Genomic DNA, 15,527 nt, shown 5'->3' with positions numbered 1-15,527 from the left:
ATGAACAAAGGAGTTTGTACAGTAACTGTGGCGCCGGTGCGGGCAGAAAATTCAGATAGAGCAGAGATTGTAACCGAGATTCTCTTCGGTGAAAGTGCCGATATTTTGGAGGTCAATAAAAACTGGACCAAAATAAAAATGCACTACGACGGCTATGAAGGCTGGATGGATACCAAGCAAATCAAAACGGTTTCTGATGAATATTTAGCCAACAGAAAAGTTACAGTAGTTACCGAAGATTTTTCTTCTGTACTGATGAAAGACGGCAAAACACTACTTTCAATGGGCTCTGAGGTTGAATTTCCTGTGGTAGCCTCCAAGCGAAGTCATAATTTGAGGGAAAGTATTGCTCTCACGGCGAAAGAATTCATTAATGTTCCCTATTTGTGGGGTGGAAAAAGCTTTTTTGCAGTCGACTGTTCAGGTTTTACGCAGTTGGTGTTTAAAATTCATGATATAAAACTTCCCCGTGATGCTTCACAACAGGTGGAAGTGGGCGAGTCGCTTACTTTTGTGGAAGAAAGTGAGATGGGCGATCTGGCATTTTTTGAGAATGCCGAAGGAAAAATTATTCACGTCGGAATTATGCTTGACAACCAGAAAATCATCCACGCATCAGGAAAAGTGCGAATTGATACTTTGGATTCTTCAGGGATTTTTAATAAAGAACTCAATCAGCATACGCACAAACTTCGTGTCATCAAGAAACTGATCTAAAAATGAAATTGTCCACAGTCTTTTTTATTGCGAGCATCCTTTTGTTGAGCTTTATTTGGGGCTTCACCATTTTTTCCTATTCAAATCTGCCGGAAATTGTGCCTACACACTTTGCAGTCAATGGGACGGTTAACGGGGAAAATCACAAAAATACCATTTGGTTTCTTCCTGTAATCGGATCATTCCTTTTTTTGCTTTTGGCAGGAATCCCAAGAAATCCGGAATCACCGATGCTGAATGTTCCGCAAAGCTTCAGAAATAAAGAAAAGCTAAAGGTTTTTGCTTACAGTTTACTTTTCGTCATCCTTCTTTTGCTTGCTGATACGGTTGTGGAAAGCATCCTTATCGCACAAAGCAAGTTAACTGAAATGTCCAACGCAGTATTTTTCCTGTTGGTATTGCTTTTTTTTACCATAGGATTTCATATTTTTAAAATGATAAAAGAAGCACGGAGAGAAACTTTAAATCTGAAAAATTGAGTTTTTTATATACCATTTTTGTCGGTCTGATGATCTTCGGAATGAAGATTTTCGCTCTTTTCAATGCTAAAACTAAAAAAGGCGTTGAAGGAAGAAAACAGTCTTTGGATATCATAAAATCTAAATTTTCTCCTGATGATGAGGTGTTGTGGATGCACGCCGCAAGTCTTGGAGAATGCGAACAGGGTCTTCCGGTTCTGGAAAAGCTCAAAGAAAAGTTTCCGGATTATAAAATATTAGTCACATTTTTTTCACCGTCGGGTTATGAAAATGTAATTAAAAAAAACACGGTTGCAGATGCTATTTGCTATCTTCCGTTTGACAGAAATTCAGATATAAAAGAATTTTTGAAAGCTTTTAAACCCAGACTTTTTTTTACGGTAAAATATGATTTCTGGTATAATTTACTGCGACAGTTAAAAGAAAACGATGCGAAAATATTTGTAGTTTCGGCACTCTTTTATGAAAGACAGAGTTTTTTTAAATCTTACGGAAAATGGTTTGTGAAACAACTGAAAGAAAATGTTGATTGGTTTTTTCATCAGACCAGACATTCTTATGTTTTGGCAAAAAGTATCGGCCTCGAAAAATCTTCTGTGACCGGAGATACAAGATTTGACCGTGTAAAACAGATTAAAAACAAGGATAACCACGTTGATTTTATAGCAGAGTTTATTTCAGGCGGAAAGACAATTGTTTTCGGAAGTTCGTGGCAGGCAGAAGAGAAAATAGCGAGAATCATTTCAGAAAAAAATAAAAATTTAAAACTCATTATCGCTCCACACGATTTAAAAAGGGTTCAAAATTTAAAAGAAATTTTTCCAACCGCAATTCTATACAGCAAATTGCAGACATCCCGCATCCAGAATTCCTCATCCAACATTTCATCAATCGAATTGCAAACACCCTTCATCCAGCATCCATCACCCAGCATTTTAATCATTGACAGCATCGGCCTGCTTTCAAAATTATATTCGTATGCCGACTTCGCCGTTGTTGGCGGTGGTTTTCATGATTCCGGACTTCACAATATTCTTGAAGCAGCAACTTTCGGTGTTCCTGTAATTTTCGGAAATCAGTATCGGAAAAATCCTGAAGCTGATGATTTGATCAAAGCAAATGGCGGAAAATCTTTTGAAACAGAAAAAGAAGCGGCAGATTTTATTTTAAAACTCGTTAAGAATGAAAATTTGTTGAGCGAAATGTCAGGAAATGCATCAAAATTCGTCAGTGAAAAACCACACTCTTCAGAATTGATTATTCAGAAAATTCTCTCACTTTAAAAATCCGTGATTCTTGATATCTTTAATAATTAAATCAAAATGATCGGGAATTTTTTCGATGGTAAGCCAGTTAAAATCTATTCCGTTGTTGATGAAAAGTTTTTCAAGATAAACATTTGAGGTGATTTTATCGTGAAGTTCATTTAAAATTTCATCCAGTTCCATCCAGTAATCTTCGTCCAGTTTTTTGATGAGAAGAAGAGATTTTACCACTTTATTAATAAGATACAGGTAAAGTTTATAAATGTCATTGAACCTTTGTCGGCTCAATTTATCATTGGATTCTAAAATCTGATTGATGAGAAAAAGATTTAAAGAAACATCACCAAATTTATCGGTAGTAACTTTCACATGCTCCGTAATCTCAGCACTGATTTTTCTGATGAGAACCACAAAATACTTTTGATTGCTGATGTATTTAGAAGCAAATTCTACTTTTTCTTTGATGTGCTCTTCCATCGCATCACGCTTCTGATCTGCATTTTCAGTATCAATCAGTTCAAAATATAATTTTTTCGATAAGATTTTATCTTTTTTCAGTAATCTGAAAATTAAGCGGTCTTTTTCTATTGGTTTCAGTTCGCTCAGTGCAGCTTTAAATTCTTTAGAATATTCCATCAGTTAAATAATTTTGAATATTTCTTAAATCCGTTAAATGCCCAATTCAAAGTATAATACAGAGATTTAGCGGTCGAAAAATTCATAAAATCCTTGTACACCAAATATTGATCCTTTATAATATTCTGTTTTTTTCTGGAAATGCTTGTAGCGTGCATGCGGTACTTTGCCATCGTTTTCGGCAAAGCTTTTCCCTCAGGGATTTTCTTTAATAAATTGAGCCACATCACATGATCTTCCCGTTTACTTCCTTCCGGAAAATATTCCTTTCCAACCCTTTCAGAATCATACATTGATGAAAGAAGCGAAAGTCTGCAGGTTTTAAGTAAGTTTTGAAAAGTTACCGTTTTGTCTGCTTTAAAATCTTCAATTTGTGGATTTAAATTTTCGTCACATCTTGCATAATTAGAGTAGGCGAGCTCAGCATTTTCATTTTTCATAAAAGTCACCATCTCTTCTAAAAATTCAGGATTCCAGCAATCATCAGCGTCTAAAAACGTAATAAATCTTCCCGAAGCATTTTTTAAAGAAATATTTCTTGCATGCCCTGCGCCACCGTTTTTTTCAGCAACAGTAAGTTTAATCCTGGGATCAGAAATACTTTGAATAATTTCTACCGAATTGTCTTTGGAACAGTCATCTGTAATCAACCATTCCCAATCTGTAAAGGTTTGGTTAAGTACCGAGTCTATCGTTTCTCTCAAAAATTTTGAAGAATTATAACACGGAGTAATGATGGAAATTTCGGGCATTTGCGACTTTTTGCAAATATAAACTTTTTAAAATGTGTTTAATTAAACCAAAATGATAAGAAAATGTAAAATATGATTCCAAGTATGAAAAAAAATAACAAAGTATTTAAAAAAAATCATAATTTTAGGCCTTGAAAAAATGATCTATGAAGAAATTAGCATTATTATTTGCGGGATTAGCTCTGTTTGCAACTACTACAACAGCTTGTAAAGACGACGAAAATACAGCTCCTGAAGTTCCCTTAGTAGGAACCTGGCAACCGTTAACCGAAGTGAGAACGGAGGTTGATACAAATGGCGACGGTGTAAGTGATCAGATTGTTTACAGCACTTGTCAGCAGCAAGGCAGATGGGTTTTTAAAGAAAATTCGTCTGGAACCCGTACTACATTTGAAGAATCAGGACTTCCTGTAACGTGTACACAGACGTCAAACCGTACTTTTTCGTATATTTATGATAAAGGTGCCAAAACCATAGAAATTAAATACCAGGGAACTGTTGTTTCAGATAAAGGTAAAATTACAAGGCTGGATGCTGATGCTATGAACCTGATGATTGAAGATAAAACAGATCCTACAGTTTTTAAAACAGTGACTTATTCTTTCAAAAGAATTCCGCAATAATTTTTTGAATATATTCAATTACCATATAAAGTCTCATCTTAGGATGAGATTTTTTGTTTTAAGCATTGTTTATTATAAGTATTATTTCTTTTAAAATCATTATTTTTGTGAATCAGGATTAAAAATTACATCGATTTTACATCCATCTTTTAACATATAACAATTACGAAACGTGTTTTACGATCATCAGCAGATAGAAAAAAAGTGGCAGAAATACTGGGAAGACAATCAGACTTATAAAACTTCCGATAAAAAAGACAAACCGAAATTTTATGTACTCGATATGTTTCCGTATCCATCGGGAGCAGGGCTTCACGTGGGGCATCCGCTGGGTTATATTGCGTCTGATATTTATGCGAGATACAAAAGACATCAGGGTTTCAATGTTCTCCATCCCGTGGGATACGATTCTTTCGGACTTCCGGCTGAGCAATATGCTATTCAAACAGGACAACATCCAGCGGTAACTACTGAGCAAAATATTACGAGATACGAAGAGCAGTTAAGAAAAATTGGTTTCTCTTTCGACTGGAGCAGAGAAGTAAGAACTTCAGACGCATCTTATTATAAATGGACCCAGTGGATTTTCATCGAATTGTTTCATTCATGGTATAATAAAAACACAGATAAGGCTGAATCTATTCAGACACTAATTCAACATTTTGAAGAAAAAGGAACGGAAGGTATAAATGCCAATCAAAACGAAGAATTAAATTTCACGTCAGAAGAATGGAAAGCTGCTTCTGAAATTGATAAAGAAGATATTTTATTAAATTATCGTTTAGCGTACAGAGCTGAAACTACAGTAAACTGGTGCCCTGCATTGGGAACTGTTTTGGCGAACGACGAAGTGAAAGATGGAAAATCGGAAAGAGGAGGTTTCCCTGTTTTCCAAAAGAAAATGATGCAGTGGAGCATGAGAATTTCTGCTTATTCTGAAAGACTTTTACAAGGTTTAAAAACTTTAGACTGGCCTCAGCCGTTGAAAGATTCTCAGGAGTACTGGATCGGAAAGTCTCAGGGTGCGCAGGTGTGGTTCCCCCTTTCCCCCGAAGGGGAGAGCGTCTCTAATAATGGAGAGCTAAAAAGTGATGCTGGTGAAAACAAAAAGGAAAAGTTTAATTATTTAACAGGGGGAAATAATTCTGCTTTGCTGGTTAAAAAAGCGCAGGAAAATCGCGATAATCCTACGGAAGCTGAAGCTGTACTTTGGGAAAATTTGAAATCAAAAAAACTGGATCATAAATTCAGACAGCAACATTTGATCAGTGATTTTATTGTAGATTTCGTTTGTCTTTCCAAAAGATTAATCATTGAAGTTGACGGTGGTTACCACAATGCCGAAGAACAGATCATTTCTGATGCTGAAAGAACCGATATCTTAGAAAGCCAAGGTTTTGAAGTCCTAAGATTTAAAAACGAAGAGGTCATCGGAAATATTGATCAGGTATTAAATACTATTTCAGAAAAATTAGCTTCCCAAAATAACATTTCAGAAGGCGAATCTCAACAGAATGCATTAGAGATGTTCCCCCCTTCGGGGGAAAGGGGGATCAGCGTCTTCACCACCCGTCCTGACACCATTTTCGGAGCGACTTTTATGGTTTTAGCTCCTGAAAATCCTTTAGTAGAAAATATTACCACAGCAGAACAGAAATCTGAAATTGAAAACTATATCGAAGAAACTTCAAAGAAAACCGAACGTGATAGAATGGCAGATGTGAAGAATGTTTCAGGTGCTTTCACGGGAAGTTATGCAATCAATCCGTTCAGCGGAAAAAAGATGCCGGTTTATATTTCAGATTATGTGTTGATGGGTTACGGAACGGGAGCTGTAATGGCTGTTCCCGCACACGATGAGCGTGACCACAGATTTGCGAAGAAATTTAATTTAGAAATTATAAAGGTTGTAGAAACCGATGGAGATATTCAGGAAAAATCTTTTGATTCTAAAGATTCTGTCTGTGTAAACTCTGATTTTTTAGATGGTTTAAATTATAATGATGCAAAATCAAAAATACTTGCTGAAATCGAAAACAAAGGAATTGGTCACGGCACTACAAACTACAGGCAGCGTGATGCGATTTTCTCAAGACAGAGATACTGGGGCGAGCCGGTGCCAATCTATTATAAAGATGGAATGCCATACACTTTGCCAACTTCCGCTTTGCCTTTGGAACTTCCTGAAGTAGAAAAATATTTACCGACAGAAGACGGAGATCCGCCATTAGGAAATGCCAAAACTTTTGCATGGGATGAAGCGAATCAAAAAATTGTTGATACAGATTTAATCGACGAAGAAACTGTTTTTCCTTTAGAATTATCCACAATGCCGGGTTGGGCAGGTAGTTCATGGTATTTCCTGAGATATATGGATACTGAAAATGATAAAATGTTTGCCTCATCAGAGGCTTCAGATTATTGGGGACAGGTAGATTTATACATCGGTGGAAGCGAGCATGCAACCGGTCACTTATTGTATTCCCGTTTCTGGAATATGTTCTTAAAAGACAGAGGATATATTAATAATGATGAGCCTTTCCAAAAGTTGATCAATCAGGGGATGATTTTGGGGATGAGTGCTTTTGTCTACAGAGTTGAAGGAACAAATCAATACGTTTCTAAAAATTTGTCTAAAGATTATCAAACTCAGGCAATTCACGTTGATGTATCATTATTAAAGGGAACAACCGACGAATTGGATACAGAAGCTTTCAAAACCTGGAGACCGGATTATGCAGACGCAGAATTTATTTTGGAAGATGGAAAATACATCACAGGCCGTGAGGTAGAAAAAATGTCCAAATCAAAATATAATGTTGTAAATCCTGACGATATCTGTGAAGAATACGGAGCAGACGGTTTGAGATTGTATGAAATGTTCTTGGGTCCATTGGAGCAATCGAAGCCGTGGAATACACAGGGTTTAAGCGGAGTTTACGGTTTTCTCAAGAAATTCTGGAATTTATATTTTAATGGAGAGGTTTTTGAAGTATCAGACGAAGAGCCAACGAAAGCAGAATACAAGGTTTTGCACACCTTAATAAAAAAGGTCGTGTATGACATCGAAAATTTCTCTTTCAATACTTCAGTTTCGTCATTTATGATTGCTGTGAACGAACTGCAGAAATTAAAATGTAACAAACGCAATATTTTAGAACCTTTAGCCGTTGTAATCTCTCCGTATGCACCACATATCTGCGAAGAACTTTGGAGCTTGATGGGTAAACAAGATTCAATTGAATATGTAGAGTTTCCAAAACTGGAAGAAACGTACCTTGAGGAAGATGAGATTGAATATCCGGTCAGCGTAAACGGCAAGACGAAATTCAAAATTTCACTGTCCGCACAGCTTTCTGCAAAAGAAGTGGAAGATTTAGTGCTTCAAAATGACAAAATGGAACAAATTTTGGAGGGTAAAACTCCTAAAAAAATCATAGTTGTACCGAAAAGAATCGTGAACATCGTAATTTAAAAAAAAGTTAACATTGGAATATTCAAAAAAATACACAATCAATTTTTTTGAATATTCAATGTTTTTTTAATTATTAGTATGAGATTGATAATATAAATTTTTATTTTTGGTGAAAGTGGAACAGATTAATAAATTGTTATTCTAAAAATACAAAATGTTTATTTATGTCTCTTGCATGTTAATTTATTTTATCTTTATTTTACAATCTGAAATTTTTAAACAATATAATTTAGTTAAATATGGAAATGAATGTTTCAAAAAATGATGAGCAAGTAGTTGCTAAAAAGAAGGGTGGTCTTAACCCTGCAATTGTAATTCCAGTATTATTCCTTATCGGGGTTGCAATTTATATGTTTGTATTGGGTAATCCTTCAAACTTCCAACATCCTGATCAGTTTAAAGGTGCAGCTTCTGTTGCTTTATCTGACGTTGAAGGAAAGAAAATTGAACCTGCTGAAGGATCAATGATGGGTATCGTTTACAAAGGAGGTCCTGTAGTTCCAATCTTGCTTACATTTATGATCACGGTATTGGTGTTCTCAATCGAGAGAGCTTTGGTATTAGGTAGAGCAAGCGGTAAAAACAATCTGGATAACTTCGTTACCACAATCAGAACGCATCTTAACAAAAACCAAATCAACGAAGCTTTGGAAGAGTGCGACAGACAGCAGGGTTCTGTAGGGAACGTTGTAAAAGAAGGTCTTACGACTTACAAAATTCTTGAGAAAGATGCTACACTAAACAAAGAGCAGAAATTGGTTGCATTAAGCAAGTCTTTGGAAGAAGCTACTACTTTGGAAATGCCTATGCTTGAAAAAAACATGATGATTCTTTCTACTTTAGGTACTGTAGCAACGTTAATCGCGCTTTTAGGAACAGTACTTGGTATGATTAAAGCATTTGCTGCTCTAGGTGCAGGTGGAGGATCTCCGGATGCTGCTGCATTATCAACAGGTATCTCTGAAGCCTTGATCAACACGGCGTTAGGTATTGGTACTTCTGCGATTGCAATTATCCTTTACAACTATTTTACATCTAAAATTGATGGATTAACTTATAAAATAGACGAAATCGGATTAAGCATTCAGCAATCTTTTGCAGAATTCAACTAAGAGTTGAATAGGGTCTGCAAACAGACATAATCTTATTTTGTTAAATTTTATAAATATTTAATATGGCGAGAGTCAAACCAAAAAGACACGGGGTAGTTACGGATATGACGGCAATGTGCGACGTTGCTTTCCTGCTCCTTACGTTCTTCATCCTTACAACGCAGTTTAAAAAGCCGGATGCAGAGCAGATTACTACGCCATCTTCAGTTTCAACACAAAAGTTGGATGATACCAACTTGATGACGATAAGTGTAACTCCGGACGGAAGATTCTTCTTTACACCTACTGTTACACCAACCGAGAGAGATGAAATTCTTGATAATATGGCTGGTGAGTACAGAATCGGTTTTACAGAAGCTCAGAAAAAAGCTTTCAGAAATGCAAGCGCCATCGGAGTTCCAATGAAGCAGCTTCCTTCTTATCTTGATAAGCCGGAAGATGTAAGACAACAGATCAAAGGAGTTTCAATTCCTATGGATTCTGTGAATAAAGAATTGACCAGTTGGGTAAAATATTCTTTGCAGGCAAATCCTGAAGCCAGACTGGCAATTAAAGGTGATGCTAAAGCACAGTATCCGCAGTTCAAGGCATTGTTTGATGGATTGAAAGAGATTGAGTTTTATAAATTTGTACTGATTACATCGTCTGAGTAATCGGATTTAAATAGAGAACAATGGCAGAAGTACAAGTACAGGAAAAAGGCGGGAAAGGCGGAAAGGTCCGCTCAAAAAAACATAACGCCAGAGTAGACATGACTCCGATGGTGGATTTAGGTTTCCTTTTGATCACATTCTTTATGTTTACCACAACTTTCAGTAAACCCAATATTATGGATATGAAGTTGCCGGCTAAACCACCAGAGGATCAGCTAATTACGGATATACCTGAGATTGACCTATCTAATGCAGTTACATTTCTTTTAGGTAAGGATGATAAAATGTATTACCATCAGTTGGATCAGAATGGTCTTACAGATCCTAGCAAACTTACAGAATCTACACTTGATTCAGAAGATATTGCAAAAGTAATTGCTACTGCGAAAGCAAGAGCAAAGAGACCGGATATCTTCACGGTAATCATTAAACCTACTGATGACTCAAATTATGAGAATTTTGTAGATATTCTTGATGAAATGGCGATTACAAAGACTGATCACTACGGTATCGGTGAAGTAAAGCCTTGGGAAAAAGCTGTTTATGACCAAAAAGTTGGTAATAAATAAGTTGATTAATAATTAAATTAAAAAAGTATGTCAACAGATAATTATAATGCTACAAGTCCTACTCTTGATGAGGTGGTATTTGAACGCAGAAATAAAGAATATGGTGCGTATGATCTGAGACAGGCGTACAGACCATTGTTAACAAGGGCATTTCTTTTAGGAACTCTTATTTTTGTTCTTTTGGTTGTAGGGCCGTTTTTATATTTAAAAATGACTCAGGAAGAAGTGAAAGAGGAGAAAATTGTGGAAGTAAATTTAGATGAAATAAAAGATATACCTCCGCCACCTATAGAAGAAAAGGCACCGCCTCCACCACCTCCACCACCACCGGTTGAACCGCCTAAAGTGGAAATCGTGAAGGATATGATTCCTGAGCCTAAACCAAACCCGAAAATCGAGGAGCCGCCTAAGAAAATGGAGGAAACCAAAGATACAAACATTGGTACCAAAGATCAGGAAGGTGAGAAAAAAGTAGTTTGGAAAGCTCCTGAAATGCCGAAAGAAACAGGTCAGGGTAAAGTGATGGAAACTCCAAAAGTAGATCCTAATAAGATCGTTGAAGGAGGTCTTGAGCAACAGGCTGATTTCATCGGAGGTATCGAGAAATTCAGAAGATTGGTAGGTGAAAACTTCGATCAGTCTGATTTTGAAGGTCTTGGTGAGACTGTAAGTACAAGCATCAGTTTCGTAGTTGAAAGAGATGGTACTATTTCAGATGTAAAAGCAACTGGTCCTAATTCGGCTTTCAATAAAGAGGCAGAAAGAACGATCAGAGGAATCAGAGGAAAATGGTCTCCAGGTAAAATGCAGGGAGAATCAGTAAGATCCAGATTCAGACTTCCATTAAAAATGGCATTCGAATAATCTGATTTATAATTAAATACTAAAAGAGCAGCAATTTATATTGTTGCTCTTTTTTATTAACTTTTTTTAACTTTCAGACTGATATTATTTTAGTATTTTTGCTATATGGTCTTTAAATATTTATCAATCCTGGTAGGTTTATGCTACATTCTTGTAGGTGTTTTTACCATTATTTACAAAGCTTTTATCGTTTTTCCTCTGGAACAGTTAATTGCGTATGCCTTAGGTGCTGTTCTTATAGGATATGGAGTTTTCAGAATTACGCGCGGCTTTTATCAAATAAAAAAATCTGATCAGGATGAGTAAGAGTATTCTTAACGTCTTTTTTATTTTGACAGTTTTTCTGTCATGTTCTAAAGATACAACAGATTCACCACAGACTGGTGATATCACAGTGGTAGCCGATGAATCTTTCGAGAATGTAACGAGAGTACTTAAAGATCGGTATATGCTCTTTTATCCTAAGACGAAGATCAATTTAAAGATTAAGAAAGAAAATGAAGCTTTGCAGGATCTGCTTAAAGGTAAAGCTAGGGTGATTGTAATGTCGAGGGATCTTACGGCAAATGAAAAAACAGCATTTAAACAGAAATTTAACTCTGATGTTGAACCAGCAAGATTCGCGGCTGATGGACTTGTATTCATTGTTTCTAAAGGTTCAGCAGTTGAGAATGTATCTGTTGATGAGATCAAAAGAAGATTGCTTGACGGTAAAAATTCATTGATTTTTGACGGATCCAATTCTGCAAATACAAGTTTTATTGCAAAAAGACTCGGAATTGCACCAAATGATTTAAAATATTCTACGCTGGCATCCAATGAAGATATTATTACTCAGATCAATAAATATCCAAACAGTATCGGTGTCGTCGGTTTTAATGCTTTAAGCAGACCACATAACACGGAATCTAAAATGTTTCGTGAATCTGTAAAGATTTTGCCGGTAGTAGATGCTAAAGGTAAAAGCATTTCTATCTCACCACAGACTATGAAAAATAATACGTATCCTTTTACAAGGGTTTTGTATTTCATTACAAACGAGGCATACTTCGGTTTGGGAAATGGATTCATCAGATTTTCATGTTCGCAGCCGGGTCAGATTATCGTGAAAAAACAGGGATTACAGCCTTTCTATATTATTCCGAGAGAAGTCAAAATCACTGAATAATAGATTATTGGTCTGATAATTGATAAATATAAACGGTCAAAAAATTAAAAAAAAACAATTATAATTTCAAAAATATGTCAATGGAAGTAAGAGTTGGAATATCAAAAAAATTAGCAATGGTAGGAGTTGCAGCATTCTCATTTGCGGGTGTTGCTTATGCACAGACTGCTGAGCAGGGAATGAATCTTGTTGAAAGCTATAAATTTGGTCAGGCTAAAGAGGTATTTTCACAATTAGTTGCAAAAGAAGCTACAGATAAAAACTTTTTCTATTTAGGAAACACCTATCTGTCGCAGCCGGAACCGGATTTCGCAAAAGCGACTGAAGCATTTAATAAAGGAGTAGCTCTTGACGCTAAAAAATCGTTCTACAGCAGACTTGGTCTTGCCTCAGTAAAATTAGGTAAAGGTGATAAGGCTGGTGCAGTTGCAGATATCAAAACTATTGTGAAAGATTCCCGTGAGAAAGACACAGATCTTTTGGCGGAAGCCGGAAAAACTTTAGTAAAATACGAGAAAAACAATGATCCGAGATATGCAATTGAACTTCTTAATCTTGCAATAGCAAAATCTGAGAAGAACGGCACTCCTGCATGGTATCTTTATTCATTAGGTGATGCTTACAGTGCTTTAGGTGTTCAGACCAAGAGTGGGGTAGATTACGGAAATGCAATGACGGCGTTTGAAAAAGCGTTGCCATCAGCAAAATCAAAAGCTGTAGTTTATACAAGAATGGGAGCTCTTTGGATGAATGCTAAAGCTTGGGATAAAGCTAAGACAAATCTTGATCAGGCTGTGAAAGCGGATCCTAGCTATGCTCCGGCATACAAGTATTTGGGTACTTTCTTCAGTATGTATCAGGACTGGGCACAGGCTTCGGCAAACTACAAGAAATACCTTTCATTAGCAGATAATGATCCAAACACTGTTTTGGATTATGCAAAACTGGCTTTCCTTTCTAAAGATTTTGAAGGTGCCGGCACATCGCTGAATTCTGTTTTTGATAAAGTTCAGGATCCTATTAAATATAGAATCAAAGCATATCTTGATTATCAGAAAAAAGATTATGCTTCTGCAAAAACAAATATTGAAACATTTATTGCACAAGCTGAAAAATCAAGAATTCAGCCAAGTGATACAGGATTGCAGGGACTTATTCAGGCAGGTTTAGGAAAGGCAAATAATGATCAGGCAGCAATCGCAGACGCAAAGGCAAAAATAGCAGTTGCAAAAGCGGCTAAAGATGAAACGTTCAACTGGGACGAAGAATTCGAAGTTGCAAGTGGAAGCAAAAAATCAATCACTACTGTTGCCGGCCCTGGAGATGGACCAACAAGTGCAGCAATTGATGCTTTGAACAAACAGTTAGCAGCTGATCCTAAAGATTCTGATGCACTTTACAAACTCGCAACCGAATATCAGAACGTAGAAAACTGGAAAGGTGCTGCGTACGCATGGCAGAGACTTACTGATGTTCTTCCTACTTGGGAATCAGGGTATTATGGTTTAGGTTACGCATTCCAAAAAGCGGGTGATGCTGAAAATGCAATAGCTTCATACGAGAGATTTGTTTCTACATTGGCTACAAAAACTCCGGCTGAAAAGGAAAAAGGTAAGGAAACATTAGCAACAGTATATTACAATCTTGCGAATCTTACCAAAGGTGATAAAGTTAAAAGTTTAGAATATATCAACAAATCAATCGAAACTTTCTCTACTCCGGAGGCTGTATCATTGAAAGAAAGTATGTCTAAATAATTTTCACAACACGTAAATGTAGAGACTGTTTTTTAGCAGTCTCTATTTTTTTAAATTAATTGAAACTGATTATCTTTGATTTATGAAAACAGATATACTCGCTTTTGGAGCCCATCCCGATGATGTGGAATTGGGCTGTGGCGGAACGATAGCTAAATTAATTTCAGAAGGGAAAACCTGTGTTATAGTTGATTTAACTAAAGGAGAGTTGGGCACACGAGGGACAGATCAAACCAGAAAAGAAGAAGCTACTGAAGCTGCAAAGATTTTAGGAGTAGCAGCAAGAGAAAATTTAGGTCTGAAAGACGGGTTTTTAGTGAATTCTGAAGAATATCAAATAGAATTGGTGAAAATGATCCGCAAATACAAACCGGAAATCGTTTTAGCCAATGCAATTGATGACAGACATCCAGATCATGCGAAAGCGGCAAAATTAGAATCTGATGCTTGCTTTTTAGCGGGTTTAAGAAAGATAGAGACAGTTTTGGATGGAGAAGCTCAGGAAGTATGGAGACCAAAGCAAATTTACCATTATATTCAATGGAAAGATGTAAAGCCGGATTTTGTGATTGATATCTCAGAACACCTTGATAAGAAGATTGAAGCATGTATGGCATTTAAAACTCAGTTTTACGATCCAAAATCTACAGAACCGGAAACTCCGATTACCTCAAAAGATTTCTATGAAAGTTTAACTTACCGTGCACAGGATTTGGGAAGATTATCCGGAGTAACCTATGCAGAGGGCTTTACAACAGAAAAGTTGATGGCTTTGCAAAATTTTGACGGAATAATTTTGTAATTAAAAAATCTTTCCTATATTTGCACCACCAAAAACGGTGATTGTAGCTCAGTTGGTTAGAGCGTCGGATTGTGGTTCCGAAGGTCGGGGGTTCGAGACCCCTCATTCACCCCAGAAAAGTACACTTTTACAGTGTACTTTTTTTATTTTGTATTCTCAGGGATTTCCAAAACCATAGTTTTGCACACAAAAAAAGCATCTCAAAAAGATGCTGTATATTTTTTTATTTTTCAAATATTAAACTTCGTCGTCAGAATCGATCGTGAAAGTTCTGCTTTTAAAATCTTTATCATGCTTTTCAGAGATTACATCTTCACCTTTTTCGTTGATGATAAAATCTGTAGATTCATTAAACATATCCTGAAAATTTTTGAAATCTTCTTTGTAAAGATAGATTTTGTGCTTCTCAAAAGTAGCCTCTCCATTGTCTCCGAAATTCTTTTTGCTTTCGGTAATTGTAAGATAATAATCTCCTGCTTTTGTCTCGCGCACATCAAAGAAATACGTCCTTCTTCCTGCCTTTAACACCTTGGTGAAAATTTCATTTTCATGGCGTTCCTTATAATCACTCATTGTTAGATAAATTTTAAATCTTGTTTAGAACAAATATAAAAGTTTTCTTTTAACCACGAAATTTTTTTTATGATTTATTTAA

At 36.2% G+C, this 15,527-nt stretch carries 16 protein-coding genes and 1 tRNA gene; 14 read left to right on the top strand and 3 right to left on the bottom strand.

What is annotated here, in order from left to right:
• The 3 genes from NG809_RS07360 to NG809_RS07350 are packed head-to-tail and all read left to right on the top strand — an operon-like array spanning position 1 to position 2,479.
• Complete coding sequence (locus tag NG809_RS07360; protein ID WP_262152563.1) at positions 1 to 717, top strand: C40 family peptidase; 717 nt, start codon at positions 1 to 3, stop codon at positions 715 to 717.
• Positions 718 to 719: 2 nt separating this feature from the next.
• On the top strand, positions 720 to 1,196 hold the full coding sequence (locus NG809_RS07355) for a DUF1648 domain-containing protein (protein WP_262149380.1): 477 nt from the start codon (positions 720 to 722) through the stop codon (positions 1,194 to 1,196).
• Positions 1,193 to 2,479: a 3-deoxy-D-manno-octulosonic acid transferase gene (locus NG809_RS07350; protein ID WP_262149378.1), complete on the top strand. Its 1,287-nt coding sequence runs from the start codon at positions 1,193 to 1,195 to the stop codon at positions 2,477 to 2,479. The genes NG809_RS07355 and NG809_RS07350 overlap by 4 nt, the downstream gene beginning before the upstream one ends.
• On the opposite strand, the gene NG809_RS07345 is transcribed toward NG809_RS07350, so the two are convergent.
• Entirely contained in the window at positions 2,471 to 3,097 is a 627-nt protein-coding gene (locus NG809_RS07345; protein ID WP_262149376.1) for a deoxyuridine 5'-triphosphate nucleotidohydrolase, read from the bottom strand. The genes NG809_RS07350 and NG809_RS07345 overlap by 9 nt on opposite strands.
• On the bottom strand, positions 3,097 to 3,849 hold the full coding sequence (locus NG809_RS07340; protein WP_262149374.1) for a glycosyltransferase family 2 protein: 753 nt from the start codon (positions 3,847 to 3,849) through the stop codon (positions 3,097 to 3,099). Before NG809_RS07340 ends, NG809_RS07345 begins: the two co-directional genes overlap by 1 nt.
• Before the next feature lie 146 nt (positions 3,850 to 3,995).
• Here NG809_RS07340 and NG809_RS07335 point away from each other — a divergent pair, with 146 nt between their 5' ends.
• The 11 genes from NG809_RS07335 (at position 3,996) to NG809_RS07285 (ending at position 14,986) form a co-directional block, all read left to right on the top strand.
• Entirely contained in the window at positions 3,996 to 4,472 is a 477-nt protein-coding gene (locus NG809_RS07335; RefSeq protein WP_262149372.1) for a lipocalin family protein, read from the top strand.
• A gap of 172 nt (positions 4,473 to 4,644) precedes the next feature.
• On the top strand, positions 4,645 to 7,947 hold the full coding sequence (gene leuS / locus NG809_RS07330; protein WP_262149370.1) for a leucine--tRNA ligase: 3,303 nt from the start codon (positions 4,645 to 4,647) through the stop codon (positions 7,945 to 7,947).
• Positions 7,948 to 8,186: 239 nt separating this feature from the next.
• Complete coding sequence (locus NG809_RS07325; protein ID WP_262149368.1) at positions 8,187 to 9,059, top strand: MotA/TolQ/ExbB proton channel family protein; 873 nt, start codon at positions 8,187 to 8,189, stop codon at positions 9,057 to 9,059.
• 62 nt (positions 9,060 to 9,121) lie between these two features.
• A complete protein-coding gene (locus NG809_RS07320; protein WP_056074958.1) occupies positions 9,122 to 9,712 on the top strand; it encodes an ExbD/TolR family protein in 591 nt (196 codons plus the stop codon).
• A gap of 20 nt (positions 9,713 to 9,732) precedes the next feature.
• Positions 9,733 to 10,281 carry an ExbD/TolR family protein gene (locus NG809_RS07315; protein WP_262149366.1) on the top strand — a complete coding sequence of 183 codons (549 nt, stop codon included), beginning with the start codon at positions 9,733 to 9,735 and terminating at the stop codon, positions 10,279 to 10,281.
• Positions 10,282 to 10,308: 27 nt separating this feature from the next.
• Positions 10,309 to 11,145, top strand: a complete 837-nt coding sequence (locus NG809_RS07310) for an energy transducer TonB (RefSeq protein WP_262149365.1) — start codon at positions 10,309 to 10,311, stop codon at positions 11,143 to 11,145.
• A 105-nt stretch (positions 11,146 to 11,250) separates the two neighbouring features.
• A complete protein-coding gene (locus NG809_RS07305) occupies positions 11,251 to 11,451 on the top strand; it encodes a C4-dicarboxylate ABC transporter (protein WP_262149363.1) in 201 nt (66 codons plus the stop codon).
• On the top strand, positions 11,444 to 12,313 hold the full coding sequence (locus NG809_RS07300) for a PstS family phosphate ABC transporter substrate-binding protein (RefSeq protein ID WP_262149360.1): 870 nt from the start codon (positions 11,444 to 11,446) through the stop codon (positions 12,311 to 12,313). Before NG809_RS07305 ends, NG809_RS07300 begins: the two co-directional genes overlap by 8 nt.
• A gap of 80 nt (positions 12,314 to 12,393) precedes the next feature.
• Positions 12,394 to 14,070 (top strand): tetratricopeptide repeat protein, encoded by a 1,677-nt coding sequence (locus NG809_RS07295; RefSeq protein WP_262149358.1) that lies wholly within the window; start codon positions 12,394 to 12,396, stop codon positions 14,068 to 14,070.
• A gap of 82 nt (positions 14,071 to 14,152) precedes the next feature.
• On the top strand, positions 14,153 to 14,872 hold the full coding sequence (gene bshB1, locus NG809_RS07290; protein ID WP_262149356.1) for a bacillithiol biosynthesis deacetylase BshB1: 720 nt from the start codon (positions 14,153 to 14,155) through the stop codon (positions 14,870 to 14,872).
• A 37-nt stretch (positions 14,873 to 14,909) separates the two neighbouring features.
• A tRNA-His gene (locus NG809_RS07285) sits at positions 14,910 to 14,986 on the top strand.
• Between the two features lie 123 nt (positions 14,987 to 15,109).
• Here NG809_RS07285 and NG809_RS07280 read toward each other — a convergent pair.
• Positions 15,110 to 15,445: a PUR family DNA/RNA-binding protein gene (locus NG809_RS07280; RefSeq protein ID WP_262149354.1), complete on the bottom strand. Its 336-nt coding sequence runs from the start codon at positions 15,443 to 15,445 to the stop codon at positions 15,110 to 15,112.
• Between the last annotated feature and the right edge of the window lie 82 nt (positions 15,446 to 15,527).

The organism is Chryseobacterium foetidum (assembly GCF_025457425.1).
In the GTDB taxonomy this organism is placed as follows: domain Bacteria; phylum Bacteroidota; class Bacteroidia; order Flavobacteriales; family Weeksellaceae; genus Chryseobacterium; species Chryseobacterium foetidum.
The sequence above is the reverse complement of the archived record's forward strand: the minus strand, read 5'-3'. Positions and strand labels throughout refer to the sequence as shown.